Annotated in this window: 26 protein-coding genes; 18 read left to right on the forward strand and 8 right to left on the reverse strand. The window is 68.4% G+C overall.

Annotated features, from left to right (window positions below; all coding sequences use genetic code 11):
* Nucleotides 1-47: 47 nt before the first annotated feature.
* From BMY35_RS17885 to BMY35_RS17905, 6 genes are read left to right on the forward strand one after another with little or no spacing between them, the layout of a single operon-like run.
* Complete coding sequence (locus BMY35_RS17885) at nucleotides 48-713, forward strand: DUF3313 domain-containing protein (protein ID WP_093201721.1); 666 nt, start codon at nucleotides 48-50, stop codon at nucleotides 711-713.
* Nucleotides 710-859 (forward strand): hypothetical protein, encoded by a 150-nt coding sequence (locus tag BMY35_RS38325; protein WP_177213657.1) that lies wholly within the window; start codon nucleotides 710-712, stop codon nucleotides 857-859. Before BMY35_RS17885 ends, BMY35_RS38325 begins: the two co-directional genes overlap by 4 nt.
* Before the next feature lie 29 nt (nucleotides 860-888).
* Nucleotides 889-1,350 carry a hypothetical protein gene (locus tag BMY35_RS17890; RefSeq protein WP_093201723.1) on the forward strand — a complete coding sequence of 154 codons (462 nt, stop codon included), beginning with the start codon at nucleotides 889-891 and terminating at the stop codon, nucleotides 1,348-1,350.
* On the forward strand, nucleotides 1,347-2,270 hold the full coding sequence (locus BMY35_RS17895; RefSeq protein WP_093201726.1) for a DUF2145 domain-containing protein: 924 nt from the start codon (nucleotides 1,347-1,349) through the stop codon (nucleotides 2,268-2,270). Before BMY35_RS17890 ends, BMY35_RS17895 begins: the two co-directional genes overlap by 4 nt.
* 34 nt (nucleotides 2,271-2,304) lie before the next feature.
* Nucleotides 2,305-2,493, forward strand: coding sequence for a hypothetical protein (locus BMY35_RS17900; protein ID WP_093201728.1), 189 nt, complete (start codon nucleotides 2,305-2,307; stop codon nucleotides 2,491-2,493).
* On the forward strand, nucleotides 2,490-3,164 hold the full coding sequence (locus tag BMY35_RS17905) for a winged helix-turn-helix domain-containing protein (RefSeq protein WP_093201731.1): 675 nt from the start codon (nucleotides 2,490-2,492) through the stop codon (nucleotides 3,162-3,164). Before BMY35_RS17900 ends, BMY35_RS17905 begins: the two co-directional genes overlap by 4 nt.
* On the opposite strand, the gene BMY35_RS17910 is transcribed toward BMY35_RS17905, so the two are convergent.
* The 5 genes from BMY35_RS17910 to BMY35_RS17930 all read right to left on the reverse strand — a co-directional run bounded on the left by BMY35_RS17910 (nucleotide 3,161) and on the right by BMY35_RS17930 (nucleotide 8,196).
* Entirely contained in the window at nucleotides 3,161-3,985 is an 825-nt protein-coding gene (locus BMY35_RS17910) for an IclR family transcriptional regulator (protein ID WP_093201734.1), read from the reverse strand. The two genes, BMY35_RS17905 and BMY35_RS17910, sit on opposite strands and share 4 nt — an antisense overlap.
* Before the next feature lie 178 nt (nucleotides 3,986-4,163).
* On the reverse strand, nucleotides 4,164-5,189 hold the full coding sequence (gene dusA, locus BMY35_RS17915; RefSeq protein WP_256228736.1) for a tRNA dihydrouridine(20/20a) synthase DusA: 1,026 nt from the start codon (nucleotides 5,187-5,189) through the stop codon (nucleotides 4,164-4,166).
* Nucleotides 5,190-5,240: 51 nt separating this feature from the next.
* Entirely contained in the window at nucleotides 5,241-6,941 is a 1,701-nt protein-coding gene (locus BMY35_RS17920) for a long-chain fatty acid--CoA ligase (protein WP_093201739.1), read from the reverse strand.
* Between the two features lie 134 nt (nucleotides 6,942-7,075).
* Complete coding sequence (locus BMY35_RS17925; RefSeq protein WP_177213658.1) at nucleotides 7,076-7,528, reverse strand: nuclear transport factor 2 family protein; 453 nt, start codon at nucleotides 7,526-7,528, stop codon at nucleotides 7,076-7,078.
* 56 nt (nucleotides 7,529-7,584) lie between these two features.
* Entirely contained in the window at nucleotides 7,585-8,196 is a 612-nt protein-coding gene (locus BMY35_RS17930) for a TetR/AcrR family transcriptional regulator (RefSeq protein WP_093201745.1), read from the reverse strand.
* 211 nt (nucleotides 8,197-8,407) lie between these two features.
* Between BMY35_RS17930 and BMY35_RS17935 the strand changes: the two genes are divergently transcribed.
* A complete protein-coding gene (locus BMY35_RS17935; protein ID WP_093201748.1) occupies nucleotides 8,408-8,791 on the forward strand; it encodes a response regulator in 384 nt (127 codons plus the stop codon).
* Nucleotides 8,792-8,806: 15 nt separating this feature from the next.
* On the opposite strand, the gene BMY35_RS17940 is transcribed toward BMY35_RS17935, so the two are convergent.
* Entirely contained in the window at nucleotides 8,807-9,721 is a 915-nt protein-coding gene (locus tag BMY35_RS17940) for a GntR family transcriptional regulator (RefSeq protein WP_093201750.1), read from the reverse strand.
* Nucleotides 9,722-9,907: 186 nt separating this feature from the next.
* On the opposite strand from BMY35_RS17940, the gene BMY35_RS17945 reads away from it, so the two are divergent.
* The 7 genes from BMY35_RS17945 (at nucleotide 9,908) to BMY35_RS17975 (ending at nucleotide 19,241) form a co-directional block, all read left to right on the forward strand.
* A complete protein-coding gene (locus tag BMY35_RS17945) occupies nucleotides 9,908-11,260 on the forward strand; it encodes an omega-aminotransferase AptA (protein ID WP_256228740.1) in 1,353 nt (450 codons plus the stop codon).
* A gap of 23 nt (nucleotides 11,261-11,283) precedes the next feature.
* Nucleotides 11,284-12,381: a C45 family autoproteolytic acyltransferase/hydrolase gene (locus tag BMY35_RS17950; RefSeq protein WP_093201753.1), complete on the forward strand. Its 1,098-nt coding sequence runs from the start codon at nucleotides 11,284-11,286 to the stop codon at nucleotides 12,379-12,381.
* 46 nt (nucleotides 12,382-12,427) lie between these two features.
* Entirely contained in the window at nucleotides 12,428-14,044 is a 1,617-nt protein-coding gene (locus BMY35_RS17955) for an ABC transporter substrate-binding protein (protein WP_093201755.1), read from the forward strand.
* Between the two features lie 17 nt (nucleotides 14,045-14,061).
* Nucleotides 14,062-15,006, forward strand: coding sequence for an ABC transporter permease (locus BMY35_RS17960; RefSeq protein ID WP_093201758.1), 945 nt, complete (start codon nucleotides 14,062-14,064; stop codon nucleotides 15,004-15,006).
* Nucleotides 15,003-15,821 carry an ABC transporter permease gene (locus BMY35_RS17965; RefSeq protein ID WP_093201761.1) on the forward strand — a complete coding sequence of 273 codons (819 nt, stop codon included), beginning with the start codon at nucleotides 15,003-15,005 and terminating at the stop codon, nucleotides 15,819-15,821. Before BMY35_RS17960 ends, BMY35_RS17965 begins: the two co-directional genes overlap by 4 nt.
* Nucleotides 15,818-17,476 carry an ABC transporter ATP-binding protein gene (locus BMY35_RS17970; RefSeq protein ID WP_093201763.1) on the forward strand — a complete coding sequence of 553 codons (1,659 nt, stop codon included), beginning with the start codon at nucleotides 15,818-15,820 and terminating at the stop codon, nucleotides 17,474-17,476. Before BMY35_RS17965 ends, BMY35_RS17970 begins: the two co-directional genes overlap by 4 nt.
* A 91-nt stretch (nucleotides 17,477-17,567) precedes the next feature.
* Nucleotides 17,568-19,241 carry a hypothetical protein gene (locus BMY35_RS17975; RefSeq protein WP_256228744.1) on the forward strand — a complete coding sequence of 558 codons (1,674 nt, stop codon included), beginning with the start codon at nucleotides 17,568-17,570 and terminating at the stop codon, nucleotides 19,239-19,241.
* A 19-nt stretch (nucleotides 19,242-19,260) separates the two neighbouring features.
* Here BMY35_RS17975 and BMY35_RS17980 read toward each other — a convergent pair whose 3' ends face one another.
* On the reverse strand, nucleotides 19,261-20,562 hold the full coding sequence (locus tag BMY35_RS17980) for an MFS transporter (RefSeq protein WP_093201766.1): 1,302 nt from the start codon (nucleotides 20,560-20,562) through the stop codon (nucleotides 19,261-19,263).
* Nucleotides 20,559-21,314, reverse strand: a complete 756-nt coding sequence (locus BMY35_RS17985; protein ID WP_093201769.1) for an aldolase — start codon at nucleotides 21,312-21,314, stop codon at nucleotides 20,559-20,561. The genes BMY35_RS17980 and BMY35_RS17985 overlap by 4 nt, the downstream gene beginning before the upstream one ends.
* Nucleotides 21,315-21,518: 204 nt before the next feature.
* Here BMY35_RS17985 and BMY35_RS17990 point away from each other — a divergent pair, with 204 nt between their 5' ends.
* From BMY35_RS17990 to BMY35_RS18005, 4 genes are all read left to right on the forward strand, one after another.
* Nucleotides 21,519-22,499 carry a helix-turn-helix domain-containing protein gene (locus BMY35_RS17990; protein ID WP_093201771.1) on the forward strand — a complete coding sequence of 327 codons (981 nt, stop codon included), beginning with the start codon at nucleotides 21,519-21,521 and terminating at the stop codon, nucleotides 22,497-22,499.
* A 78-nt stretch (nucleotides 22,500-22,577) separates the two neighbouring features.
* The gene (locus tag BMY35_RS17995; RefSeq protein ID WP_093201774.1) at nucleotides 22,578-23,054 is read left to right on the forward strand and encodes a MarR family winged helix-turn-helix transcriptional regulator; all 477 of its coding nucleotides are present in this window, start codon (nucleotides 22,578-22,580) and stop codon (nucleotides 23,052-23,054) included.
* A 118-nt stretch (nucleotides 23,055-23,172) separates the two neighbouring features.
* Nucleotides 23,173-24,195, forward strand: a complete 1,023-nt coding sequence (locus BMY35_RS18000; RefSeq protein ID WP_093201777.1) for an alpha/beta fold hydrolase — start codon at nucleotides 23,173-23,175, stop codon at nucleotides 24,193-24,195.
* Nucleotides 24,196-24,310: 115 nt separating this feature from the next.
* On the forward strand, nucleotides 24,311-25,870 hold the full coding sequence (locus BMY35_RS18005) for a cation:proton antiporter (RefSeq protein ID WP_093201779.1): 1,560 nt from the start codon (nucleotides 24,311-24,313) through the stop codon (nucleotides 25,868-25,870).
* Nucleotides 25,871-25,898: the final 28 nt, after the last annotated feature.

Genomic DNA, 25,898 nt, shown 5'->3' on the forward strand with positions numbered 1-25,898 from the left:
AAACGGTCATTGCCTTGTTCATTCACCTTTTCCAACCGAGGAACGCGATGCGTGCTCTTTCCGATGCCCCGAAGGCCATCACCCTGGCGGTCTGCCTGATCCTGACGGCGTGCGCCAGTACACAGCCGGTTCCCTATGCCGGCATCGCCTCCGCGACCCAGCTGCGGCCGAGCCAGCACGACGACTCCGGTCGCATTCCCTTCGAATACAGGACAAACATCGATTGGCGACGGTATTCGGGTTTCGTCCTCGATCCGGTCGCCATCTACCGCGGCAGCGACAGCCAGTTCGAAGACGTGTCGGAGGACGACAAGGTCTTCCTGGCGCGCTACATGCAGAACCAGTTCAACGACAAGCTGAATGCACGCTTCCTTCGAAACTCCCCCGGCAGAAGCACCAACGCAATACGGATCAAGCTGACGCTCACCGGCGCCAAAGCCAACACCGCCGTTCTCAGCACCTTCTCGCGCTTCGACCTGCTGGGCGGCCCCTACAACGCCGTGCAGGCCGTGCGCGGCAAGGAAGGCGCGATGACGGGTTCTGTGAGCTTTGCCGTCGAGATCTACGACGCGTCGACCAACGAGCTGCTCGGCGCCTACGTCGCCAAGCAGTACCCGAATGCATGGAACCTCAAGGCCGGCATCGGGGCCCGCAGCGCCTCCATCGTCGGCATCGAAAAGGGCGCCGAGCAGCTCGCCGCGTACCTGCAATGACGAAGACCGCCGTCACCACCCCGTCGGGCAAGGCTCCGGGCTGGAAGCTGGCGCTGCGGCGCGAGTTGCGCAGGGCTTGCATCAAGCTGCAGTGCGCCTTCGCACGGGCCCGCCGGCAGGGACTCGGCATCTTCCACGCGAAATGAACTTCACCCATTCACAGCCGGAGCGTTCCATGACCTTTCTTCATTTCTTCCGCGCCGCGGGCAGCGCAGTCTTGCTCGTCGCGGCCTTCAATGCCCATGCCGACAGCTTCGCGTCGTCCGTGGCCTCGAGCGCCGGGTCGGCCTCCAGCGGCAGCGTGTCCGATTCGCTGCGCGGATCGAGCAGGAGTTCGTTCGACGGCGACAAGGTGGCCGAGGGCGACTACCGCATCACGGAGATCGCACAGGCCGGCGACCGCGAGGGCTTCACGCGCGTGGCCATGCAGAGCGACAGCGACCCGCAGCGCCGCATCGTGCTCGAACTGCCGCAGGCCACGTTCGCGAAGGAGCGCCTGGGTCTCGGAGACCTGGTGCGCGCACGGCAGCGCGCCTATGGCACCGCCTTTGGCCGCGGCGACACGCACGAGGCGTTCTACCTCGTGCTCGCAGACGACTGGTATCGGGGGCTCGCCGCGCGCCCCGTGAGCCTTTGAGCGCGTGGGCTTTCATCGCCCGCCGGCTTGCGCTGCCGGGCCTTGCGGCGGCCGTCGCCTTCGCGGGGAGCGTTGCGCATGCCGCCTCCGCGAAGTACTGCGATCGAACGCAGCCGCTCGGCGCAAGCCAGCAGGATCGCGTGCTGCGCTTTGCCGGCGTCGTGCAGGAAGCGCTCTCGAGCACTGGCGGCGACGCCGTGCTGATCAGCCGCTCCGGCCTCGATCTCTCGCGCTTCCGCATCCGCTACTCCCATGCCGCCATCGCCTGGAAAAGCGCGGACGGCACCTGGCTCGCGCGGCAGCTGTACTACGCCTGCGACGAAGGGCACCCGCGCCTCTACGACCAGGGCCTGGCCGGTTTCGTCATGGGCATCGACGACCCGGCGCTGGGCTACGTCTCCATCGTGTCGCTGCCCTCAGAAGCGGCGCGGGCGCTGCGCAATGCGGCACTCGACACGCCGCGCGCCCTGCACCTGCTGGCCGCGCGCTACAGCGCCAATGCCTATCCGTTCAGCCTGCGCTACCAGAACTGCAACCAGTGGGTCATGGAGCTGCTCGCGGTCGCGTGGGGCAAGTTGCCCGACGGGGACGACCTGCGCGAGCGCGCCCAGCAATGGCTGCGCGCCGCGCCCTACAGGCCCGCGCCGGTCGATGTCGGCTCGCATGCGCTCGTCTTCGCGTCGAACTTCGTGCCGCTGCTGCATCTGGACGACCACCCGGAAGACGACATCTACGCGCTGAAGCTGCGCGTCAGCCTGCCGTCGACCGTGGAGACCTTCGTGCGCGAACGACAAGGCGCCGCAAGCGAACGCATCGAGCTGTGCCACGACGGCAGGCAAGTGGTGGTGCACCGGGGCTGGGAACCCGTTGCCGACGGCTGCCGGCCCGCAGAGGGCGATCGCGTCGTGCTCTTCGACTGAAGCGCGGCAAACAGGACGACAGGAAACGAAGGAAATGAAATATCCCTCCAGCTTTGCCATCACCCACGCCACCGTGCTTTCACTGGTGGTGTGCGTCTTCCTGATGGACGGCTGCGCGCACAGACAGCGCGACGCCTCCCCCGGCACCCAGGATACGACGGCTCCGGCCCCGCTTACCTACACCGAGCAGGGACGCTCGGCAGCCAAGGATTTCCGCCCATGAATGTCCTGTTCCTCGGATCCGAAAGCAGGGTGCGCGACGAGCTCGGCGGCATGCTCGGCAGATGCGGCTTCACCGTCGACGTGGCCGCCGCATGCGACGCCGGCGCGTGGCTCTCGGCAGGCAAGCCGTACGCGCTGATCCTGCTCGACGCCGTGCAACCGGCGGCGACCCATGACGCGATACGGCTGGTCAGGCGCGGCACGAATGCCCCGCTCCTCGTGCTCACGCAGCGCGACCAGCTGGCCGATCGCCTGGAAGGACTGGCGCAAGGCGCGACCGAATACATCGTCAAGCCCTATGGTCCCGCCGACCTGCTGGCGCGCGCCTGGGCGCTCGCTTCGCGCGGTCGCGGCCCGGAAACGGCCATCCTGCGGCTGGCGGACCTGGCGATCGACCGCACGCGCGGCAAGGCGTTTCGCCAGGACACCGAACTGGGCCTCAGTGCCACGCTGTTCGAGCTCCTGTACGTGCTGATGACGCACAAGGGCCAGGTGCTCTCGCGTGCCAGGCTGATCCAGGCCGTGTGGGGGTCGGCTGCCGACGAGCGAGACAACATGGTCACTGTCGGCATCCTGAGGCTTCGGCAGAAGCTGGACGATCCATTCGGCCTCAAGCTGCTCCACACGGTGCGCGGCAAAGGCTATGTGCTGAAGCTGGAAAACAGCCGCTAGGCCGACGGCCGGCTCGCCCGTTCACCCACTCTTTCATCGACCCCGGCCGACGTGCCGACCTCGCCGGCCAGGCGCTGGGCGGTTTCGAGCAGCAGCGGCGCGATGCGCGCCACCATGGTTTCCTTGGGCAGCAGGTAGGCCGGGCCGCCGCAACTCACCGAATAGCGCTCGCCGCGCGGGCCTTCCAGGGCGAAGCCGATGGCGTGGATGTGCGGATTCCATTCGCCGAAGGAGCCGCAGTAGCCCAGCGAGCCGTACTCGTCCAGGCTGGAGACCAGGCCCGGCTCGATGGCACCCCAGCTTTCCCCGCTCTCGGCCCGGATCTGCGCCAGCAACTCGGACTGCTCCGCCTCGGGCAGCGCCGCGAGGTAGGCGCGTCCGGCGGCCGAGGTGGCGATGGTCATGCGCGTGCCCACCTCGATGCGCGAGCTGATGACCACCGAGCGGGGCCGCAGCGAATCGATGACGAGCATGTCGAGCTCGTCGCGCACGCCCAGGTGCACGCTGACGCCCGCCGCCTCGGACAGCGCCGACAGGTGCGGCCGCGCCACGGTGCGCAGGTCGAAATGGCGCAGATAGCGGCTGCTCATGTCCAGCAGCGCCGGGCCGAGGCTGAAGCGCTCGCTGTCCTGGGACTGTCGTAAATACCCCGCACTCACCAGCGTGGCAGTGAGCCTCGATACCGTGGCCTTGGGAATGCCCGTGGTGTCTGCCAGTTCGCGATTGCCTATGGGAGCCGATGCCATTCCGATGACCCTGAGGAGGGCCAGCCCTCTGGCGAGTGCACTCACTTCTTCCTTGCCGCCAATCGCGTCACTCATGTATTCCAAACCTTTTTATGTCCCTGATGCTCCTCATTCTTCAGCAAAAAACGGTTGACGCGCCACTAATCGTGAAGTAGCAATTTCGGAACAATGTTTCAGGCGAGCGATAACGGAGCCGCGCCCGGTCGGCGGCGGCCCGCAAGAAAGACCAGAAGTCGCGCGGAAAAAGGAAGGTTCAGGCAGCCTGGGCGACCGGCTCGCGGGCCAGCGCCATGACTTCGTGCGCCGGCAGAGTCTTGAGCCGGTGGTCGCTCCAGACCTGGCGCCAGCGGCGCGCGCCCGGCAGGCCGTTGCGCAGGCCCAGCATGTGGCGCGCGATCGGCCACCAGTGCGTGCCGTGCTCCGCCGCCTCGCGGGCCATGTAGTCGCACATGAGCGACTCGACCTCTTCGCGCGTCAGCGGCTGCGCCTTCGCGCCGAAGAACTCGGCGTCCCACTCGGCCAGCCACCAGGGGTTGTGATATGCCTCGCGCCCGACCATCACCCCGTCGAGCAGCCGCAGGTGCTCGTGCACCTGGGCGTTGACGGTGATGCCGCCGTTGATGGCGATGTGCAGGTCGGGAAACTCGTGCTTCAGCCGGTGCACCAGCTCGTAGCGCAGCGGCGGGATCTCGCGGTTCTGCTTCGGGCTCAGGCCCTGCAGCCAGGCGTTGCGCGCATGCACGATGAAGGTCCGGCAACCAGCCTCGCTCACCTTGCCGACGAAGTCGCGCACGAACTCGTAGCTCTCGATCTTGTCGATGCCGATGCGGTGCTTGACCGTGACCGGGATACCCACCACGTCGACCATCGCCTTCACGCAGTCGGCCACGAGTTGCGGCTCGTTCATGAGACAGGCGCCGAAAGCGCCGCGCTGCACGCGCTCGCTGGGGCAGCCGCAGTTCAGGTTGATCTCGTCGTAGCCCCACTCCTCGCCGAGCTTCGCGCAGTGCGCAAGGTCGGCCGGCTCGCTGCCGCCGAGCTGCAACGCGACGGGGTGTTCCTCGGCGTTGAAGCGCAGGTGCCGCGGCACGTCGCCATGCATCAGCGCGCCGGTCGTCACCATCTCCGTGTAGAGCAGCGCGTGACGCGACAGCAGGCGATGGAGGTACCGACAATGTCTGTCGGTCCAGTCCATCATCGGGGCAACGGAGACGACCTTCTCTTCCAAAACGCGGGCTTCCTGTGACTGTGGTCGCCGGCCCCGACGCCGGGCCGGCAAGCCCGCTAGTTTCTCACGCGGCCCTTTCCATGCGCCGCCGCCCGGGATCAGTCAAGCCGAAGCGGCGGCTTCCGCCTCCTGCAGCGCCCGCCACATCACCTTGCCGCTGCCGCTCTTCGGGAGCGCATCGACGAACTGCACCACGCGCGGCACCTTGTAGGCCGCCATGTTCTCCCGGCACCAGTCGACGATGTCCTGTTCGCTCACCGGCGGCTGCGCGGGCTTGCGCACCACCAGCGCCTTGACCGATTCGCCGCGATAGGCGTCCTTCGTGGCGATGACGCAGGCTTCCTGGATCGCGGGATGCCGGAACATCAGCGCCTCCACCTCGGCCGGCCAGACCTTGAAGCCCGAGGCGTTGATCATCCGCTTGAGCCGGTCGGTGGCGAAGAAATAGCCCTCCTCGTCCACGTGTCCCATGTCGCCGGAGCGGAAGAAGGACTTGCCGTCGATCTGGATGAAGGTGGCCGCGGTGTCGTCCGGGCGCTTCCAGTAGCCGCCGAACACCTGCGGCCCGTGGATGACGATCTCGCCCATCGCGCCCTGTTCGACTTCACGGCCCGTCTCGGGGTCAATCACGCGCGCGTCGACACTCATGAAAGGGATGCCCAGGCACTGCAGCTTGGGCGCCTCGGGCGGGTTGTAGTGCGAGGGCGCGGCGGTCTCGGTGAGGCCGTAGGCCTCGATGTAGCGCAGACCGTACTGCTCGAACAGCCGCTGCGCCACCGCCTGCGGCATGGCCGCCCCGCCGCCGCCGATGGAGACCAGGCTCGACAGGTCGAAGCGCGCGACGTTCGGGCTGGCCAGCAGGTCAATGACCATGGTCGGGATGTTGGCCCAATGCGTCACCCGGCATGCCGAGATGAGCCGACCGGCCAGCTCGCGGTCCCATCGCGGCATCAGCACCATGGTCACGCCGGCAAGGATCGCCGCATGCATGACGCCCACCATGCCGGTGATGTGGAACATCGGCACCGCCACCAGCTGCACGCTCTCCGGCGTCACGTTGCCCCAGGCATTGATGGCCATCGCGTTGTGCATCGCGTTCGCGTGGCTGAGCATGCAGCCCTTGGGCAGGCCGGTCGTGCCGCTGGTGTAGGGCAGCAGGGCCAGGTCGTCCGCGCCAGCCTCGGAGGCAGGAGGTTCGGCCTCGCGTGCCAGGCAGTCCGCCCAGCAGTGCACCGTGCCGCCGGCCAGGGACGGAAGATCGCGCCGCGTCAGCATCCAGGGCGCCCAGGCCGCGGGCATGTCTTCCGCCGGCAGCGCGGCGGGATCGAATGCATCGGTGAACTGCGTGACGACCAGGTGGCGCAGGCGCTGCCCCTCCGGCAGCGCGTCGCTGGCCTTCGCGAGTTCGACTGCGAGGTCGGCCGTGGCGACCGCCACCCGCGCATCGGGGTCGACGATGAAGTGCTTCAGCTCCTCGGCCCGGTTCATCGGATTGACCGGCACCACCACCGCATCGGCGCGCAGGATCGCGAAATGGGCAGCGACCAGCTGCGGGCAGTTCTGCATCGCCAGCATCACGCGGTCGCCCCTGCGCACGCCCATCTCGTGCAAGTGGCCCGCGAAGCGCTCGACGGCGGACCACAGCTGCGCATAGCTCATGGTGCTCCCCATGAAGATCAACGCCGCCTTGTCGGGGAAGCGACGGGCGTTGACCGCGAGGTTGTCCCATAGCGGCGTGCGCGGCGCGTTCATCGCGCGGGGCAGGCGCCGGGGCCAGAACGTGTGATGCGGACGTGTTTGCATGCGTTGCTCCTTCTTCCTGGTGAATGAGACGGGGGAGCCTGCCGGGTGCAGGCGTGGCGCTGCCCTGCCCGCATCCGGCAATGCCGATGCGGGAGCAAGTTCTTCGTCCGGGTTGCCGCGCGCGGCTGCGCCAGCTAGTGCGGCTGGCGGTCTGCGCCTGTAGCGATGCCCGCCCGCGCGAAGGCGGCCTGCGACTGGGCACCGTTCATGTAGACGTCCTTGCGCGTCACCTCGCCGGCCTCGTTGAAATCGACGACGTCGAGCATCTCCACGCGCGCGGTGAACGGCTGTCCCGCCGTGTCTTTCAGCGGCAGCACCATCACCCACTCCAGCACCCAGTGCCGTTCGGCGAACAGACTGCGGCGCAGCTCGAAGGTGAAGGGATAGCGCGCGAACACGCCGATGCAGTACTGGCGCAGCGCCTCGCGCCCTCGCACCGGCTCGGAGCCGTCATGCAGCCAGTAGAAGGTGTCTTCCGAATGCAGCGATGCGATCCGGTCCGGATCGCGCGTTTCCCATCCGACGTGATAGCGGGCGAACAACTCTTCGCCCGCCAGACCGGGGGCGGCAGCGCCAGAGAAAACCATGTCTGTCTCCATCCGTTCTTTTGATGGAGAAAATTTACCGACTCGAAGTCGGTTTGTCAATCGTGCGGCTCGCCGGCCCCGTGCTCCCGCAGTCCGCACAACATGGTTTCGAGCAGCCGGCAATGCAGCTGCACGGCGGCGACCGGGTCCTGCGCAACGCCGCAGGCCAGCGCCGCTTCGGCGACCGCGCCTGCGATCAGCCGTGTCGCGGCATCGATCTCTACCGGTGCAGTGCCCGCCGGCATGATGGCCACCAGCCCACTGTGGATGGAGGCCATGAAATGACGGTCGTCGATGCTGCGCCAGCGCTCCCAGCCGAGCACCACGGGGCCATCGACCAGGATCAGCTGCCGCAGCCCTTCCTGCGTGGCCGCTTCCAGGTAGATCCGCAGATTGGTCGCGATGGTGTGCGGCGAGCGATGCCCCTCGATGCGCTGGATGCGCGTTCCGAGTTCCGCCGCGAGCTCCGCCTGCACTGCGTCGAGCACGGCCTCGAAGATGTCCTGCTTGGAACGGAAGTGGTGATAGAGACCGCCCTTCGCGATCCCGGCGCCGGCCGCGATGTCATCGATGCTGACGGCCGCGAAACCGCGTTCGATGAAAAGCTGTCGCGCCGAGGCGAGGATCGCCCCGACAGTGGTTGCGCTGCGCTTGGCCTGCTGGACCATGTGCCCTCTTCCTCCTCGATGGCTGCCGCGCCACGTGAATACACACGCGGCCAGTATGGCACGCGGTACCGCGCGCGCCGGTGATCCGCTACGGCAGGTGACGGCGTTGTCCGACTCGCCGCGCGGCCCCGATGGAGAGAATCACCGCGTCGGCCCGAGACAAGCCGCACATGACGAAAACGAATACCGCAAGAAGCCCCGACCACGCAAGATGACCCGCATCTACCTGATAGAAGACAACCCCCTGATCGCCACCACGCTGTCCGACGGGCTGCACGAATTCTCCGAATGCAATGTGATCGGTACTGCCGCCACTTCGCGCGACGCCATCGACTGGTTCAAGGACAACCCCGGGGGCTGGGACGCCGCGGTCATCGACGTGTTCCTGGCCGAGGGCAACGGGCTCACCGTGGCGCAATACCTCAACGAGCACAAGCTGCCGGAGCAGCGCACGGTGGTGCTCATGAACCACGCGACCTCCGAGGTGCGCGAAGGCGCGCTGTCCGCCGGCGTCGACGCGGTATTCGACAAGTCGCTGCAGCTCGAAGCCTTCTACGACTTCTGCAGCAATCTGAACATCAGCCCGCGCCGCTGATGGCGCACTGATCGGTCAGTCGCCCAGCACGCCCATCACCCGCCGCTCGAGCAGGTCGCTGGCGCGGCTGAGGTGTTGCCGCATGTGCTCCGCGGCGGTGCCGAGGTCGTTGCGCTCCACCGCGTCGAGTATTTCAAGGTGCTCGTGGCACGACTTGTGGAGCAGGTCGATGTTCACCAGCGGATAGTCCGACAGGTCCGACATGCGGCGCAGCCGGTTCTGCTGCTGCACCGCGTCGAGGAAGAAGCGGTTGCCCGAGGCGCTGGCCAGCAGTTCGTGGAACTGCGCGTTGGCCTCGAAGAAATCCATCCATGAATAACGCGAGGCCTGGGCCAACAGCCCCTGCTGCCGCTCGCGGCAGGCCAGCAGCCGCTGCTGGTCGACCTTGAAGCCGGGCTCGCGCAGGCCGGCGCATTCGACCGTGAGCCGGAACCTGTAGCTCTCGCGCTCGCTCTCGACCGAATCCAGCGTTTCGGTGAACTCCCAGCGCTGGTAGTGGCGCCCGCGCAGCACGCCGTCCTGCAGCAGCGTGGTGAGCACGGTGCGAAGCAGCGGGCGCGGCACCGCGTAGGCCTGCGCGAGCTCCAGTTCGTTGACGCGCGTCGGCAGCTTGCCGGCGAGGCGATCGCGCAGCAGCCGGTAGTAGAGCGTCTTCTCCTCGTCCTCGGGCATCTCGCGCCGCGCGCGGTTCAGTGCGTCGCGATCGGCGACCAGGGTGTAGCCGCGGTTCGGCACGTGCGCCAGCAGGGCCCGTTCGTGCAGGAAGCGCAGCGCGGCGCGCACCGGCGTGCGCGAAATGCCGAGCCGGCCCGCGAGCTCGGCCTCGGTGAGGTGGCGGCCGTTCTCGTAGCCGCCGGCCAGGGCCTGGTCGAGGATGTAGCGGCTCACGCGCTGAGTGAGCGGCGGGATCGGCACAAGCGACTTGCTCATATCTGTGATGCGTCCATCCAGGGTTCTCCGGAATCGCGGTGGACTCCTCGGGAGCGATCATCAACCCGGTTTTGTATTTTTGGCCCGGAAAAACCATGTACATATCGTGCCAAAAATACAATTTGAGTTTCAAGATCGGCCCCACGACGACCCGAGCCGGGTCGCTTTCCAACGGAGAACCATCTCGTGGCCCAAGCCGACACCCTCGCCTCCCCCGCGTCGCTCGACGCGTACTGGATGCCCTTCACCCCCAACCGCAAGTTCAAGCAATCGCCGCGCCTGATCGTCGGCAGCGAAGGCGTGCACTACGACATGGCCGACGGCAGCCGCGTGCTCGACGGCATCGCGGGCCTGTGGTGCGTGAACGCCGGGCACCGCAACCCGCGCATCAGCGCCGCGCTGAAGGCGCAGATCGACGTGCTCGACTACGCCTCGAGCTTCCAGATCGGCCATCCCGCCGCCTTCACGCTGGCGCAGCGCCTCTCGGAAATGGCGCCGGCCGGCATGAACCACGTGTTCTTCACCAACTCCGGTTCGGAGTCGGTCGACACCGCGCTGAAGATCGCGCTGGCCTGCCACCGCGCACGCGGCAACGCCGGCCGCTACCGCCTCATCGGCCGCGAGCGCGCCTATCACGGCGTGGGCTTCGGCGGCATCTCGGTCGGCGGCATCGGGCGCCAGCGCAGCACCTTCGGCCCGCTGCTCAACGGCGTGGACCACCTGCCGCACACGCACGACCTGGCGCGCAACGCCTTCTCGCGCGGCGAACCCGGGCACGGCATCGACAAGGCCGACGCGCTCGAGTCCCTGCTCGCGCTGCACGACCCGTCGACCGTAGCCGCCGTCATCGTGGAGCCCGTGGCCGGCTCCACCGGCGTACTGCCGCCGCCGCGCGGCTACCTCAGGCGCCTGCGCGAGATCTGCGACAAACACGGCATCCTGCTGATCTTCGACGAGGTCATCACCGGCTTCGGCCGCCTGGGCACCAACTTCGCGGCCGACCTGTTCGGCGTGACGCCCGACCTCATCACCACCGCCAAGGGCCTGACCAACGGCGCGGTGCCCATGGGCGCGGTGCTGATGCGCGACGAGGTGCACGACGCCTTCATGCACGGCAGCGTCAGCGCCGTCGAGCTCTCGCACGGCTACACCTACTCGGGCCATCCGCTGGCCTGCGCCGCGGCCCTGGCCACGCTCGACGCCTACACACAGGACGGCCTGATCGCCCAGTCGGCCGCGCTGGCGCCCTATTTCGAGGAATGCCTGCACGCACTGCGCGGCCTGCCGGGCGTGATCGACATCCGCAACCTCGGCCTGCTCGGCGGCGTGGAACTGGAGGCCTGGGCCTCGGGCCCCGGCATGCATGCGCAAGCCGTGGCGCAGCACTGCCTGGACAACGGCCTGCTGGTGCGCCCGGTGGGCGAGACCATCGCGCTGTCGCCGCCTTTCACGCTGGAGCGCCGGCACGTCGACCAGATCGTCGACACCCTGCGCGCGGCCATCAAGCAAACCGTCCAGCCCGCGAGCGCCGCGGCCTGAACACCCCGGAAAGCACGAACGAGATGGACATCGAATCCTTTCCCCTCTACGACATCGAAGGCGACGCGCGCCAGTGCGGCCAGCAGTACGGCCGCGCCGCCGGCGAGCGCATCGACCTGAGCCTTCGCACCTACCGCGCCGCCTTCGAGCGCGTGGGCCTGAACTGGGACCGCACCCGCGCGCTGGCCCGCCGTTTCATGCCGATGATCGAAGCCTTCGACGCCGGCATGCTGCGCGAGATCGAGGGCGTGGCCGAGGGCGCGGGCGTGCCGCCGGAAGACATCGTGGCGCTCAATGCGCGTAGCGAGATGCTCTACGCCTTCCAGCAGCTCGAAGCGACCGAGCCGCCCGACGGCTGCACCGGCGTGGTGGTCATGCCCTCGGCCGCGCGCGAAGGCAGGCTCATCCACGCGCAGAACTGGGACTGGCGCATCGAGAGCCTGGAGCTCGGCGTGGTGCTGCGCATCCAGCCGGCCAAGGGCCCGTCGATGCTGACCTTCGCCGAGGCGGGCACACTCGCGCGCGCCGGCCTCAACAGCGCGGGCATCGCCGTCACCGGCAACTTCATCAAGGCCGACAGCGACGGCCGGCAACAGGGCGTGCCGCTGGCGCTCATCCGCCGCGGCATCCTGCAGTCGGAGCTGTACGCCAACGCGCTCGGCGTGGTGTGCCGCACGGCGCGCTCAATCTCCAACAACATGATCCTCACGCACGCCGACGGCGAGGCCGTGAGCCTGGAGACCTGCCCCGAGCAGGTGTTCTGGCAGCAGCCCGAGGCCGGCATCCTGGTGCACGCGAACCACTTCAAGACGCCCGCTGCACTCGCGCGCGTGGTGGACCGCAGCCTGGAGACCACGCCCGACTCGCTCTACCGCGACCGCCGCGTGACCGAGGCGCTTCAGAACAAGCGCGCTGCCGCCCTCCTCACCGAACAGGACGTGCTCGACGCGCTGCAGGACCGCTTCGGCGCGCCGCGCGCCGTGTGCCGCAGCCCGAGCGCGGGCCCCGGCGGGGCATCTTCCGCCACGGTGGCGACCATCGTGATGGACCCGGCGGCACGAAAGATGCGCATCGCCCCAGCGCCCTTCAAGGAACACCGCTTCACCGAATATTCCCTCTGAGTCCGACCGCTCTATCGACCGCCCAGCCCATGCCAGGAGTGTTGCCATGAAGAAAGTCCCCGTCCCCCCTTCTCGCCCGCCCTCTCGTCCGTGTTCCGCACGTCGAATCGCCGCCCTGGCACTGGGCCTCGCCGCCGCGGCCTCGTCTTCCGCCCAGCCCGCCGTGGGCACGGGCCAGACACTGCGCATCCAGATCAACTCCGACATCCGCACCACCGACCCTGGCGGCAACCGCGACGACAACACCGACAACGTGCTGCTGCATGTGGGCGAAGGGCTGGTCGCGCTGCGCGAGGACACCTCGGTGGGCCCCATGCTCGCGAGCAAGGTCGACACTTCGGCCGACGGCCTGACCTACACCTTCACCCTGCGCGACGGCGTGAAGTTCCAGAACGGCGCCACTCTCACCGCCGACGACGTGGTCTGGAACTGGCAGCGCTACCTGAAACCCACCAGCGGCTGGCGCTGCCTGCCCGAGTTCGACGGCAAGGGCATGACCAAGGTGCTCTCGGTGGAAGCGCCCAATCCGAAGACGGTGGTGTTCAAACTGGAGCGCGCCAGCGCCCTCTTCCTCACGATGATGGCGCGCCCCGACTGCGGCGGCGCCGCCATCCTGCACCGCAGCTCGGTCGGCCCCGACGGCGCCTGGAAGGAACCGGTGGGCACCGGCCCCTACAAGCTCAAGGAATGGAAGCGCGGCCAGTACGTCGAGCTCACGCGCTTCGACGGCTACAGCTCGCGCGCAGAGCCGCGCGACGGCCTCACCGGCGGCAAGAAGGCGGAAGTCGAGAACCTGCGCTTCGTCGTCATTCCCGACTCGGCCGCGGCCAAGGCCGCGCTCTACAGCGGCGGCATCGACGCCTTCGTCAGCCCCAGTCCGGCCGACGTGGTCGAGATGCGCAAGCGAAGCGACGTGCTGGTCGACACCACGCCGGTGATGACCATGGTCGGGCTGCTGCTGCAGACCAACGACCCGGTGCTGAAGGACGTGCGCGTCCGGCGCGCGCTGGCGCTCTCGCTCGACACGCCGGAAATCGCCCGCTCCGTCACCGAGGGCCTCTCGGCCGTCAACAACTCGGTGGTGCCCTCTTCGAGCCCGTATTACGACGCCGTGCAGGGCAGCGGCTTCAAGCGCGACCTCGCCGCCGCGAAGAAGCTGCTCGCCGAGGCCGGCTACCGTGGCCAGCCGATCCGCATGATCGCCAACAAGCGCTACGAGGCGCTGTACTCGGCGGCAGTGCTGGTGCAGGCCATGGCCTCCGAGGCCGGCATCAACGTCGAACTCGAAGTGCTCGACTGGGCCACGCAGCTCGACCGCTACACCAAGGGCCAGTACCAGAGCATGGCCTTCATCTACTCGGCGCGCATCGACCCCTCGCTCAACTACGAGATGGTGTCGGGCGACAAGGCCACCCAGCCGCGCAAGGTGTGGGACAGCCCCTATGCCCAGGCGCGCCTCACCGAATCGATGGTCACGCGCGACAAGGCGCGCCGCCAGGTGCTCTTCGACGAGATGCACAAGCAGATGCTGCAGGACGTGCCGATGATCGTGCTCTTCAACGCCAGCGACGCCACCGCCATGCGCAAGAGCGTGACCGGCTTCAAGGGCTGGGCGCCGGCCAAGCCGAGGTTCTGGAACGTGCGGCTGGCCGCCGCCGGCTGAGCGGGATCTCGCGAGCAATGCCCGCCTACCTCCTGCGCCGGATCGCGATGACGATCCCGACGCTGCTGCTGGTCTCCATCGCGGTCTTCACCCTGATGCGGCTGATTCCGGGCGACCCGGTGCTGCTGATGCTGGGCGAAGGCGCCGACCCCGCGCAGCTCGAGCTGATGCGCCACCAGATGGGGCTGGACCAGCCCCTGCCCGTGCAGTACCTCGTGTGGCTGCGCCACGCGGTGACCGGCGACCTGGGCCTCTCGACCACCAACGGCCTGCCGGTGCTGCCGCTGATCTGGGAGCGCTTCCACGTCAGCGCGGTCATCGTGCTGGTCGCGGTGGCGCTGGCCTCGCTGATCGCGGTGCCCGCCGGGCTCGTTGCCGCCTGGCGCAAGGACAAGCCCACCGACCTCGCCATCATCGGCGCGGCCACGCTGATGCTCTCGGTGCCCAGCTTCTGGCTGGGCCTGCTGCTGCTGATGTTCTTCGGCCAGTACCTGGGCTGGCTGCCGGTGGTGGGCTACGTGCCCATGTCGGAGAACTTCTCGCAGGGCGTGCTCTACGTGATCCTTCCCATCGCGACGCTGCTGCTGGTGGAGACCGGCGTGCTCACGCGCATGTCGCGCGCCAGCACCATCGAGATCCTGCGGCTCGAATACGTGACGCATGCACGCGCCAAGGGCGTGCCAGAGTCGCAGGTGCTGCGCCGCCACGTGCTGCCCAACGCCTTCAACCCGACGCTCACCATGATCGGGCTGATCCTCGGGCACCTGCTCAGCGGCATCGCGGTACTGGAGACGGTGTTCACGCTGCCCGGCCTCGGCCGCCTGATGATCGACTCGATCTTCGCGCGCGACTATCCGGTGCTGCAGGGCTGCCTGCTGTTCACCGCGTGCATCTACGTCGTCATCAACCTGATCGTCGACATGTGCTACCCCCTCTTCGACCCGCGGGTCTCGGTGCAGTGACCAAGAAGTTCAAGACCCATACCCTCATCGGCGGCGTGCTCATCGCGGCGCTGTTGGCCACGGCCGTGGTGGCGGCCTTGTGGACGCCCTACAACCCGGTGGGCATCGACCTGCGCTCCAAGCTGCAGTCGCCCTCGCTGGCGCACTGGCTCGGCACCGACGAGTTCGGCCGCGACGTGGCCAGCCGCGCCATGCAGGGCGCGGCCACCAGCTGTCTGGTGGCGCTGCTGACGGTGACGCTGGCCACCGCCATGGGCCTGGTGGTCGGCGTGGTAGCGGGCTTCGTGCGCGGCTGGACCGATCGCGTGCTGATGGCCTTCAACGACACGCTGCTGGCCTTTCCGGGCCTGCTGCTGGCGCTGGGCGTGATGGTGATCGTCGGCGCCAACAAGTGGGGCATCGTGCTGGCGCTGAGCCTGGCCTATGCGCCCTCGGTGGTGCGCGTGGTGCGCGGCACGGTGCTGTCGCTGCGCGAGCGCGAGTATGTCGAGGCCTCGCGGATGATCGGCAACGGCGAGCTCTACACCATGTGGCGCCATGTGCTGCCCAACTGCATGGCGCCGGTGGCGGTGCTGGCCACCAGCATGTTCGGCTGGGTACTGCTGTCGGAAAGCGCGCTGAGCTTCCTCGGCCTGGGCGTTCCGCCGCCCGCGCCCACCTGGGGCAACATGCTCGCTAGCGCCCGGCCCTACATGGCCTCGGCCGTGTGGCTGTGCGTGGTGCCAGGCCTGTGCATCGCGCTCACGCTGCTGGGCATCAACCTGCTGGGCGAATCGCTGCGCGACCGGCTCGATCCACGGACGGAGAAGTCATGAGCGCCGCATCGAACCCGACCGTGCTGTCCGTCGAGCACCTGAAGATCGAGCTGCGCCACGGCACCCAGCCGCTGGTGCACGACCTGTCCTTCGAAGTGAAGGCCGGCGAGTTCCTGGCCGTGGTGGGCGAATCGGGCAGCGGCAAGACCATGGCGGCGCGCGCCATCCTGCAATTGCTGCCGCCGGGAATCTCGCAGACCGGCGGGCGCATCGTTTTCGACGGCGAGGACCTGGCCTCGCGCGACGCGAAGGCAATGCGGCCCATTCGCGGGCCGGGCATCGGCATGGTGTTCCAGGAGCCGATGGTCTCGCTCAACCCGGTACATCGCATCGGCGAGCAGATGGCCGAGGGCCTGCGCATGCACACGCAGCTGCCGGCGGCGGAAATCCGCACGCGCATCGTCGACATGCTGCGGCGCGTGCAGATCGCCGACCCCGAACGCTGCATGCACGCCTACCCGCACGAGTTCTCGGGCGGCATGCGCCAGCGCATCATGCTGGCCAGCGTGATGCTGCTGAAGCCGCGCCTGCTGATCGCCGACGAGCCGACCACCGCGCTCGACACGCTGAGCCAACGCGAAGTGCTCGACCTGATGGTGGGCCTGGCGCGCGACAACGGCACCGCCGTGCTGCTCATCACGCACAACCTCGGCCTCGTGGGGCGCTACGCGCAGCGCGCCATCGTGCTGGAGAAAGGCCGGCTGGTCGAGACCGGCGAGGTGCCCGGCATCCTGCTCGAGCCGAAGCAGACCTACACCCGCAAGCTGGTCGACGCGCTGCCGCGCCGGCAGGCCGCCAGGGCGGAAACCGTCGCACCGCAACAGCCGCTGGTGCAGGTGCGCGGACTGTGCGTGAGCTATCCGGGCGCGCGCACCGGCCTGTTCAAACGGCATCCTCCGATCCGCGTGATCGACTCGCTCGACCTCGACATCCACTCCGGCGAGATGGTCGCGCTGGTCGGCGGCAGCGGCTCGGGAAAGACCACGCTGGGACGTGCCATCTTGCGGCTCGCGCCATCGCACGCCGGGCAGATCATGTTCCGCGGCGAAGACGTGCGCACCGCCGACCGCGCCGCGCTGCATCGCTTCAGACTGGCCTGCCAGCTGGTGTTCCAGGACCCGTTCTCCTCGCTCGACCCGCGCATGCGCGTGCAGGACATCGTGGCCGAGCCGCTGCGCCACCTGCCCCAGCTCGATGCGGCCGCGCGCGTGCGACGCGTGAAGGAGACGCTGGACGAAGTGGGCCTGGACGGCCTCGGCGCGCGCTACCCGCACGAGCTCTCGGGCGGCCAGCGCCAGCGCGTGGCGATCGCCCGCGCGCTGGTGCGCAGGCCTGCCTTCGTGGTGGCCGACGAACCCGTGTCCGCGCTCGACATGACGATCCAGGCGCAGGTGCTCAAGCTGTTCCAGAGCCTGCAGCAGCACCACGGCTTCGCCTGCCTCTTCATCAGCCACGACCTCGCGGCCGTGGAGCAGATCGCAGACCGCGTGATCGTGATGGAGCGCGGGCGCATCGTGGAACAAGGCGCGCGCGACGCGGTGTTCGACGACCCGCGGCATGCCTACACGCAGGCGCTGCTCGCGGCGACGCCCCGGCCGCTGGCGGCGCTGGATGCCGCCGAGGCAATGCCCGAAGCGGGACGGGCTTTCGCGTGATCGCGGGTGGCACGGCGGCACAATCGTTCGCGTGCCACCCATTCGACACCACCCCCCCGCCGCCCTCCTCGCACTGACAGTCGCGCTCGCCATGCCCGTGGTGCACGCTGCGGAGCCGGTGCTGCTCGTCACGTCGCCCGCCGCGCTGCAGGCCGCGGAGAAATCCGGCGCCGGCTTCGCGCGCTGGATGAACGGCGAGACGGCGCAGTCCGCCGATGGCGTCACAACCAACCAGGCGTTGATGCGTGCGCCGGCCTGGCGCTCCATCGCGGACCCGCTGGGCGCCAGCCTCGCCGGCATCCAGCGGCGAGACAAGCAGGCCGGCGTCGGCGTCTCGCGCTATCCGCACCGGTTGTTCGACGCGCGCTGGCTCGCGAGCCCCGACGCCTTCTTCGAACTCGTTGGCGTGGCCAACCGCATGGACCGCAGGCCCTTCCAGGATGGCGCGTGCGGCGAGACACGGCTCGTGTACCGGCTGGCCTACCGCACGGCCGAGATGCAGTCGCGCCTGCCGATGACGGTCAACGTCGAGCTGCGCGGCGATGCGCCCGATGCGGACGGCAGCTGTGCGAGCGCCGCGAAGCGCTGGCAGCCGCCGCAGGCCTCGATGGCCGACGAGGCGCTGGGCCGCTGGCTGGTGTCGGCCGACGGTCCGCTGGCGCCGCGTCGCCTCGAGCACGCGCGCATCGCGCAAGTAACGACCAACCTCCAGAGCGTGCGCTGGCCTTCGGCGGTGCGGCCCGACCTGGGCGGCCATGCCGAATACATGCTGCGCGCCTTCCGCTGGAACGCGCCGGCGAAGCGCTTCGACGTGGCGCCGCTGGAGAACACGCCCGACGTCGCGAAGCTGAAGGCCAACGCCCCGCTGCGCAAGGAGCTGGAGCAATGGCTGCAGCAGCCCGCGAACCTGCGGGCGCTGGACGAAGCCACGTTGCGGATACCTGAAAAGTTCCTCGCGACCGAAGCGATCTCGGTCGCGCCGCGCGGACTCGAACGGCTGGCGAACCGACCCTTCGCGCAGGTCTTCGCGCCGGGCGAGTGGCAGGCCGTCGCGGGCAGCCGCACGCTGCAATCGCCGCAGGCCGTGCTGCGCCGCCTCGACGACCTGAGCTGCATGGGCTGCCACCAGAGCCGCGCGGTCGCGGGCTTTCACCTGCTGGGCGTGGACCGGCGCGGCGCATCGCGCACGTTCACCACGGGCAACGCGCTCGCGGTGCCGCATTCGCCTCATGTGCAGGACGAACTTGCACGCCGCGGCACCTATGTGCAGGCGTCGCTGTCGACGCAACGGCCTGACCCGTTCCGCCCGCTGGCCGAACCCGACGACGCCGGCACAGTGGCCGAGAAGCCCACGGTCGGCGCACGCTGCGAGCCCACGCGCATCACCCAATCCGCCAACCCATGGCTGGACCGCGCAGAGAAGCTGCCTCGCATTTCCTGCGAGGGCCTCCTCTCCGTGTGCGAGAAAACCTCGGTCGGCTTCCCCGGCGGCATGTGCTCGGGCCCCTGCGATCCGAACGACAGGAACGGCACCTGCGGCGGCATCGCCATCCTCAGCGACTTCAACAGCTGCCTGGCCGCGAAGAAGCCTTTCGGCGAATGCCTGGCGAAGCACACGCGCCCCGGCAACCTGCGCAGTTGCTCGGCGCAGCAGGCGTGCCGCGACGACTACATCTGCGCGCAGGCCGAGGGCCAGCCCGAGGGACGCGGCGCCTGCATACCGCCCTACTTCCTGTTCCAGATGCGGGTGGACGGGCACTCCTGAGCAGCGCCCCTTTCGCCGTTCACTCGTTCACCGTGGGGCGCATCAGCCAGGCCGAGACCGCCGCCACCACGCCGAGCACCGCGACATAGACGCCCACCGGCACGATGCTCGAGTACTTCGCGACCAGCGTGGCCGCGATGATCGGCGCCAGCCCGCCACCGATGGCCGCCGCGAACTGGATGCCGATGGAAATGCCCGAGTAGCGCAGCTCCGCCGGGAACTGCGCGGCGTAGAGATTGGACTGCGGCGCGAACATCAGCGGGTAGTTGAGCGACAGCGCCAGCACCATCGCCACCGTGTAGGCCGTGAGCGATCCGCTGCCGATGGCCTGGAAGAGCGGCACCGCCATCAGTGCCAGCAGCAGCCCGCCGAACACGTAGAGCCGCCGCGCGCCCACCTTGTCCGCGAGCCAGCCGCTGGCCGGAATGGTGAAGACCATCGCAGCGGAACCGGCGATCAGCGCATGCAGCGCGTCGGAGCGCGAAAAGCCCAGCCGGCTGGTCGCGTACGAGATCGAGAACACCAGCACCGTGTAGATCAGCGTCACCTCGGCCAGCTTGCCGCCGATGGTCAGCAGCAGCGGCTTCAGGTGCGCCACCACCACCTCGCGCGCCGGCAGCACCGCCGTCTTGCGGTGGACCTTGACCTGCATGAACTCGGGCGACTCCTCCACCTTCATGCGGATGAACACGCCCAGCACGATCAGCACCGCGCTCGCGAGGAATGGCAGCCGCCAGCCCCAGCTCAGGAAGCTGGACTCGGGCAGTTGCGTGACCAGCGCGAAGGCACCCGAGGACAGCAGCACACCGATGGGCGCACCCATCTGCGGCATGCTGCCGACCAGCGAGCGCCACTTGGGCGGCGCATGCTCCACCGCCATCAGCATCGCGCCGCCGAGCTCGCCGCCGAACGACAGGCCCTGGCCGATGCGCAGCAGCACGAGCAGCACCGCGGCCCACAGGCCTATCGACTCGTAGGTCGGCAGCAGCCCGATCAGCACCGTGCAGATGCCCATCATCAGCAGGCTCAGCGTGAGCATCGACTTGCGGCCCAGCCTGTCGCCGTAGTGCCCGAAGATGATGCCGCCCAGCGGACGCGCGAGCATGCCGCTCGCGAAGGTGCCGAAGGCCGCGAGCGTACCGACGGTGGGGTCGAAGTTGGGAAAGAAGAGCTTGTTGAACACCAGCGCCGCGGCGGTGCCGTAGGCGAGGAAGTCGAAAGCCTCGATGGCCGTGCCGACCATGGTGGCGGCGCCGATCTTCCACACGCTCTGGTGCTTCTTTCCGGCGGTGCCCTGCAGCGGGGGCGCGATGCTGTTCATGGGCGATCCCCGGTGATCTGCCGCGCGAACATCGCGAAGCTGGCGTTGACGATGCTCCGCTGCAGCAGGAAATCGTGCGACTCCTTCGCCAGCACCGGGTCCACCAGCTTGAGCCGGCCGTAGGCCGACTGCGCGATCAACTGGTTGCGCGCCGCGCGCTCGATGAGCACCGACATGTAGAGCGACTCCTCGATGCTCGAGGTGGCGGCCAGGAAGCCGTGGTTGGCGAGCAGCACGCAGCGCTTGCCGCCCAGCGCGGCCGAGATGATCTCGCCCTCGACGTCGGCGATCGGCAGGCCGGGCCACTCGGGCAGGAAGGCGCAGTCGTCGAAGAAGGGGGTGGCGTCCATGTGCGCGATCTGCAGCGGCTCGCCGGTCATCGACAGTGCCGACACGTACGGCGGATGCGTGTGGATCACGCAGTTCACGTCCGCCCTGCGCCTGTAGACCCACAGGTGGAAGCGCACCGCCGGGTTGGGCACGCCGCGGCCTTCCAGCACGCGCAGCGAATCGTCGATGCGCATCACCGATTCCGGGCGAATCTCGCCGAAGGCGTGCGCGAGCGGCGTGGTGAGGAAAGTGCCGTCCGGCTGCCGCACGGTGACCTGTCCGGCCAGGGTTTCGGAGTGGCCCTCCTTCGCGAGGATGCGGCAGCTCAGCGCGAGCTTCTCGGCCTCGGTCCAGTTGCCGTAGCTGAGGCCGTCGAGGGACGGTGCGGGGGTGTCGTGTCTTCCTGGGCTCGTGTCGCTCACGCTGTGGCTCCTGTGCGTTCGTGGGGGGGTGCGGCCAATGTAAGAAGCAGCCCCTTGTTGGCTCTTGCGCCTGGGTGCACGCGCATTGATCCAGCGTGCCAACTAGTGGAAAGTCTTAGCCCGTGCGCAACGGATGGCTGCCTAGACTGCACCGGCCGCCCCGCCTGGCATGAAGCGTGCGGGCCGACGGCAGGAGCCCCACCCATGCACCACGACACGACAGCAGCCTCCGACCTGAGCTTCGCGCCCCGCTTCCGCTCGTTCTATCCGGGCGACGTGCAGGGCTACTCGAACGCGCTCGATTCGCTGGTCTATCCCGGCGAGCTCAGCGTGCGGGACAGCAACCCGAGCATGAGCCTCGAAGCCTGCCGCCTCGTGGGCGGCGGGCTGGCGATCAGCTTCTCGTCGACGCCGCTGGCCGTGCGACACGACTCTGCCCTGGCCTCCATCGGCGGTGCGGGCGACGTGCTTGCCATGATCGCCGTCGAAGGCGAAGGCACCATCGACCAGGGCGGGCGACGCATGGCCTTCCGCAAGGGCGACATCACTTTCCGCACGACACGGCTCCCCTCGACCTGCACGCTGAACTCATCCGGCAAGCTGGTGATGCTGCGCGTGCCCTCCGACCGGTTCTTCGGCATCTACGCCGACCTGCACGATCGCTTCGTGCCCTCTCTCGCGCAGGCGGATTCGCGCCTGGCCGAGGCAGCGCGCTCGCACATGGGGCATGTGTTTCCGGGCTCGGCACAGGTTGCGCCGGCGCTTGCCTACTTTTCCGAGCAGTCCTTCGTTTCGCTGCTGGCCGCGGCCTACTGCGAATCCATCGATGACGATGCCGCCGACGGCAAGCGGCGCGAGCGCGACCGCTGGCAGCGGCTCGCAGCGTTCATCGAGGCGCACCTGGGCGATCCGGAGCTGTCCGTGGATGCAGTCTCGAGGGAACTCGGCATTTCGAGACGGCTCACGCATCGCCTGTTCGAGATGCAGCGCACGCAGTACGGCGCCTACCTGAAGATGCGTCGCCTGGAGCGCGCGAAGGACGAGCTGCAGAACCGGCGCCTCGATCACCTGAGCGTCTCGGAGATCGCCTATCGCAACGGCTTCGGCGATGCGAGCCACTTCAGCCGCAGCTTCAGGAGCCGGTTCGGCGTTCCGCCCGGGGCCTTCCGCAGATCGCCGGACTGAGACGGCTGCATGGCCGCTTGACCGCGCGACAGAAAATATCGCTTGCCATTAGATCGCATGCGATCTAATATTCGCGCCATGCCAGCCAAGCGCTCCACCGCCCAACCAGCCGACGCCTCCGCGAGCAATCCGCTGGCGCTCGACGAGCAGCTCTGCTTCGCCGTCTACTCGACGATGCTGAGCCTCAACAAGGTGTATCGCGGCCTGCTGCGCGACCTGGACCTCACTTACCTGCAGTACCTTGTCATGCTCGTGCTGTGGGAGAAGGACGAGATCAACGTCTCCGAGATCTGCTCGCGCCTCGCGCTGGAAACCACCACCCTCACCCCTCTGCTCAAGCGGCTCGAAGCCCGCGGACTGATCCAGCGCGCTCGCTCCTCAAGGGACGAGCGCCAGGTCATCGTGTCGCTCACGGCCGATGGCCGCGCGCTGCGCACGAAGGCGCGAGGGCTGCCGGGTTGCGTGGCACAGGCCATGGAGCTTTCCCCCGACCAGATCGGCGCGCTGCGCACCCAGCTGCTGGAAATGCGCGCCAGCCTCGACAGGAACGCGTGATGCCCGATCGCTTTGCCGTTCCTGCTTTTTCCGGCCAAATACATCGCATACGATATTAATTCATGCGATCTTTCTTACTCCATTCCTTCCCTCGACCAGCCACCCAAAGCACAGCACCATGACCCCGGAACACAACCAGTCCCCAACCAACACCGCACCGACCCGCCGCAGCCTGCTGCTGGGCGGTGCCTCCGTCGCAGCCGGAGCCCTCGTGGGCGCCGGCTTCTCAAGCGCGGCATCCGCCGCTTCCACCGCCGCGCCCGCATCGGGCGCGGCCCACGCCTCTTCGAAAGGAAAGCAACCCATGAGCAAGAACATCATCGTCACCAAGGACGGCACCGAGCTCTACTACAAGGACTGGGGCCCCAGCACCGGCCAGCCCGTCGTGTTCAGCCACGGCTGGCCCCTGAACTCCGACAGCTGGGAATCGCAGATGCTGTTCCTCGCATCGCAAGGTTTCCGCACCGTCGCCCATGACCGCCGTGGCCATGGCCGCTCGAGCCAGCCGTGGAACGGCAACGACATGGACACCTATGCCGACGACCTCGCCACCGTCATCGAGACGCTGGACCTGAAGAACGCCATCCTGGTCGGTTTCTCGACCGGCGGCGGCGAGGTGGCGCGCTACATCGGCCGCCACGGCACGAAGCGCGTGGCCAAGGCGGCCCTGATCTCCGCCGTGCCGCCGCTGATGCTGAAGACCGCCGCCAACCCCGGCGGCCTGCCGATCGAAGTGTTCGACGGCCTGCGCGCGGCACAGCTGGCGAACCGCTCGCAGTTCTACAAGGACGTGCCCTCGGGCCCCTTCTTCGGCTTCAACCGCCCCGGCGCCAAGGTGTCGCAGGGCCTCATCGACTCGTGGTGGGCGCAGGGCATGCTGGGCGGCCACAAGAACACCTACGACTCGATCAAGGCTTTCTCGGAGACCGACTTCACCGAGGACCTGAAGAAGTTCGACGTGCCCACGCTCATCGTGCACGGCGACGACGACCAGATCGTGCCCATCGGCGCGGCCGGCCTGGCCTCGGCCAAGCTGGTGAAGAACAACAAGCTGATCGTCTACCCCGGCGCGCCGCACGGCCTGACCGACACGCACAAGGACAAGTTCAACGCCGACCTGCTGGCGTTCGCCAAGTCCTGATGCGTTGACGCACTGACCAGGAAGTGAAGGGGCCCGCAGCGGCCCCTTTTTTTATCGGACGGGGCGACCCGAGCTCTTAGTATTCGGGGCAAACAACACCAAGACCGAGGCCCCGATGGACATCTTCGAGAACGTGCTCGTCATGCTGGTCGCCGCCTGCCTGCTGCTTCAGCTCTCGCGGCGTCTCGCGCTGCCCTATCCATCGATGCTTGCGCTGGCCGGCGTGGCACTCGGCGCAATGCCGTGGGTGCCGCATATCAGCCTCGATCCGCACCTGGCGCTGGCTCTCTTCATCGCGCCCGCGCTGCTCGACTCGGCCTTCGACACCTCGCCGCGCGAGCTGCGGCGCAACTGGATGCCGCTGGTCTCGCTGGTGCTGGTGGCGGTGCTGCTGACCACGGCCGTGGTCGCATGGGCCGGCTGGGCCTTCGCGGGGCTGCCGCTGGCTGCGGCGATCACGCTCGGCGCCATCGTCGCTCCGCCCGACGCGGTGGCCGCGGCGGCGGTGATGCAGCAGTTCCGCATTCCGCGGCGCACGCTGTCGATCATCAACGGCGAGAGCCTGCTCAACGACGCGGTGGCGCTGCTGGTCTTCGGCGTGGCGGTGTCGGCGGCCGGCGCGGCGCACGTGCCCATGTCGAGCTCGCTGCCGATGCTGCTGGTGGCGGTGCCGGGCGGCGCGCTGGTGGGCTTCGCCTTCGCCAAGCTCAACCTGCATTTCGGCGCGCCGCTCTTCGCGGGCACGCGCTCGGCCATCATCTTCCAGTTCGTGATGACCTTCGGCGCGTGGATCGTGGCCGAGCGGCTGCACCTGTCGCCCATCATCTCGGTGGTGGCCTTCGGCATGACGCTGGGCCAGTTCGCGCCGAAGCGCCATGCGCCGCGCGACCGCGTGCATTCGTACGCTGTGTGGGGCGCGGTGGTATTCACGCTCAACGTGCTGGCCTTCTTCCTGATGGGGCTGCAGGCGCGCGGCATCCTCACGCGGCTGTCGGGGCCGCAGCTCGCCCACGCGCTGGAGTTCGCCGGCCTCGTGCTGGTGCTGGTCATCGCGGTGCGGGTGGCATGGGTGCAGGTCTACGGCGCGGCCATGCGCAGGTACAAGCTGGGCCTGATCGCGCGAGGACGCGACGTTCCCCTTCCGTCCAGGCGCATCAACCTGCTGATCGGCTGGTCGGGCATGCGCGGGCTGGTGACGCTTGCCACGGCTTTCGCGCTGCCGGAGGACTTTCCGGGGCGCGACCTCATCGTGCTCGCAGCGTTCGCGGTGGTGCTGGGCACGCTGGTGATCCAGGGCTTCACCATCGGGCCGCTCATCAAGGCACTGAAGATCGCACCCGACGATTCGCTCGAAAGGGAGATCTCGCTGGCGCGCACCACGATGATGGATGCGGCGCTCGCCGCCCTCGAAGCCGAGACCGGCGGCGAAGCCGCAGCGGTGCGCGAGGAGTACCGTGCGGCACGCACCTTGGCGCAGGACACGCAGCAGCCACAGGCGAAGACGGCGCACGACCGGCTGCGCGCCGCGGCGATCCGCGCTCAGCGCCGCGCGCTCGATGCGCTGCGGCATGGCGGTCAGATCGAGGACGACGTCTACCACCAGCTCGAGGAAGAGATGGACTGGGCCGAACTCAACGCCATCCCGGCGAGCGACGTCCGGCTGCAGAGCGTCTGACGCGCACTGCTCCCCCCTCCCTCCGGGA

It is taken from the genome of Variovorax sp. YR750 (genome assembly GCF_900109805.1).
Lineage (GTDB): Bacteria > Pseudomonadota > Gammaproteobacteria > Burkholderiales > Burkholderiaceae_C > Variovorax > Variovorax gossypii.

Bases quoted from the DNA above. Each gene is read 5' to 3' on its own strand.
- BMY35_RS17885 (WP_093201721.1), top strand. From the start codon at position 48: ATGCGTGCTCTTTCCGATGCCCCGAAGGCCATCACCCTGGCGGTCTGC.
- BMY35_RS38325 (WP_177213657.1), top strand. From the start codon at position 710: ATGACGAAGACCGCCGTCACCACCCCGTCGGGCAAGGCTCCGGGCTGG.
- BMY35_RS17890 (WP_093201723.1), top strand. From the start codon at position 889: ATGACCTTTCTTCATTTCTTCCGCGCCGCGGGCAGCGCAGTCTTGCTC.
- BMY35_RS17900 (WP_093201728.1), top strand. From the start codon at position 2,305: ATGAAATATCCCTCCAGCTTTGCCATCACCCACGCCACCGTGCTTTCA.
- BMY35_RS17905 (WP_093201731.1), top strand. From the start codon at position 2,490: ATGAATGTCCTGTTCCTCGGATCCGAAAGCAGGGTGCGCGACGAGCTC.
- BMY35_RS17910 (WP_093201734.1), bottom strand. From the start codon at position 3,985: ATGAGTGACGCGATTGGCGGCAAGGAAGAAGTGAGTGCACTCGCCAGA.
- BMY35_RS17920 (WP_093201739.1), bottom strand. From the start codon at position 6,941: ATGCAAACACGTCCGCATCACACGTTCTGGCCCCGGCGCCTGCCCCGC.
- BMY35_RS17925 (WP_177213658.1), bottom strand. From the start codon at position 7,528: ATGGTTTTCTCTGGCGCTGCCGCCCCCGGTCTGGCGGGCGAAGAGTTG.
- BMY35_RS17930 (WP_093201745.1), bottom strand. From the start codon at position 8,196: ATGGTCCAGCAGGCCAAGCGCAGCGCAACCACTGTCGGGGCGATCCTC.
- BMY35_RS17935 (WP_093201748.1), top strand. From the start codon at position 8,408: ATGACCCGCATCTACCTGATAGAAGACAACCCCCTGATCGCCACCACG.
- BMY35_RS17940 (WP_093201750.1), bottom strand. From the start codon at position 9,721: ATGAGCAAGTCGCTTGTGCCGATCCCGCCGCTCACTCAGCGCGTGAGC.
- BMY35_RS17950 (WP_093201753.1), top strand. From the start codon at position 11,284: ATGGACATCGAATCCTTTCCCCTCTACGACATCGAAGGCGACGCGCGC.
- BMY35_RS17955 (WP_093201755.1), top strand. From the start codon at position 12,428: ATGAAGAAAGTCCCCGTCCCCCCTTCTCGCCCGCCCTCTCGTCCGTGT.
- BMY35_RS17960 (WP_093201758.1), top strand. From the start codon at position 14,062: ATGCCCGCCTACCTCCTGCGCCGGATCGCGATGACGATCCCGACGCTG.
- BMY35_RS17970 (WP_093201763.1), top strand. From the start codon at position 15,818: ATGAGCGCCGCATCGAACCCGACCGTGCTGTCCGTCGAGCACCTGAAG.
- BMY35_RS17975 (WP_256228744.1), top strand. From the start codon at position 17,568: ATGCCCGTGGTGCACGCTGCGGAGCCGGTGCTGCTCGTCACGTCGCCC.
- BMY35_RS17980 (WP_093201766.1), bottom strand. From the start codon at position 20,562: ATGAACAGCATCGCGCCCCCGCTGCAGGGCACCGCCGGAAAGAAGCAC.
- BMY35_RS17990 (WP_093201771.1), top strand. From the start codon at position 21,519: ATGCACCACGACACGACAGCAGCCTCCGACCTGAGCTTCGCGCCCCGC.
- BMY35_RS17995 (WP_093201774.1), top strand. From the start codon at position 22,578: ATGCCAGCCAAGCGCTCCACCGCCCAACCAGCCGACGCCTCCGCGAGC.
- BMY35_RS18000 (WP_093201777.1), top strand. From the start codon at position 23,173: ATGACCCCGGAACACAACCAGTCCCCAACCAACACCGCACCGACCCGC.
- BMY35_RS18005 (WP_093201779.1), top strand. From the start codon at position 24,311: ATGGACATCTTCGAGAACGTGCTCGTCATGCTGGTCGCCGCCTGCCTG.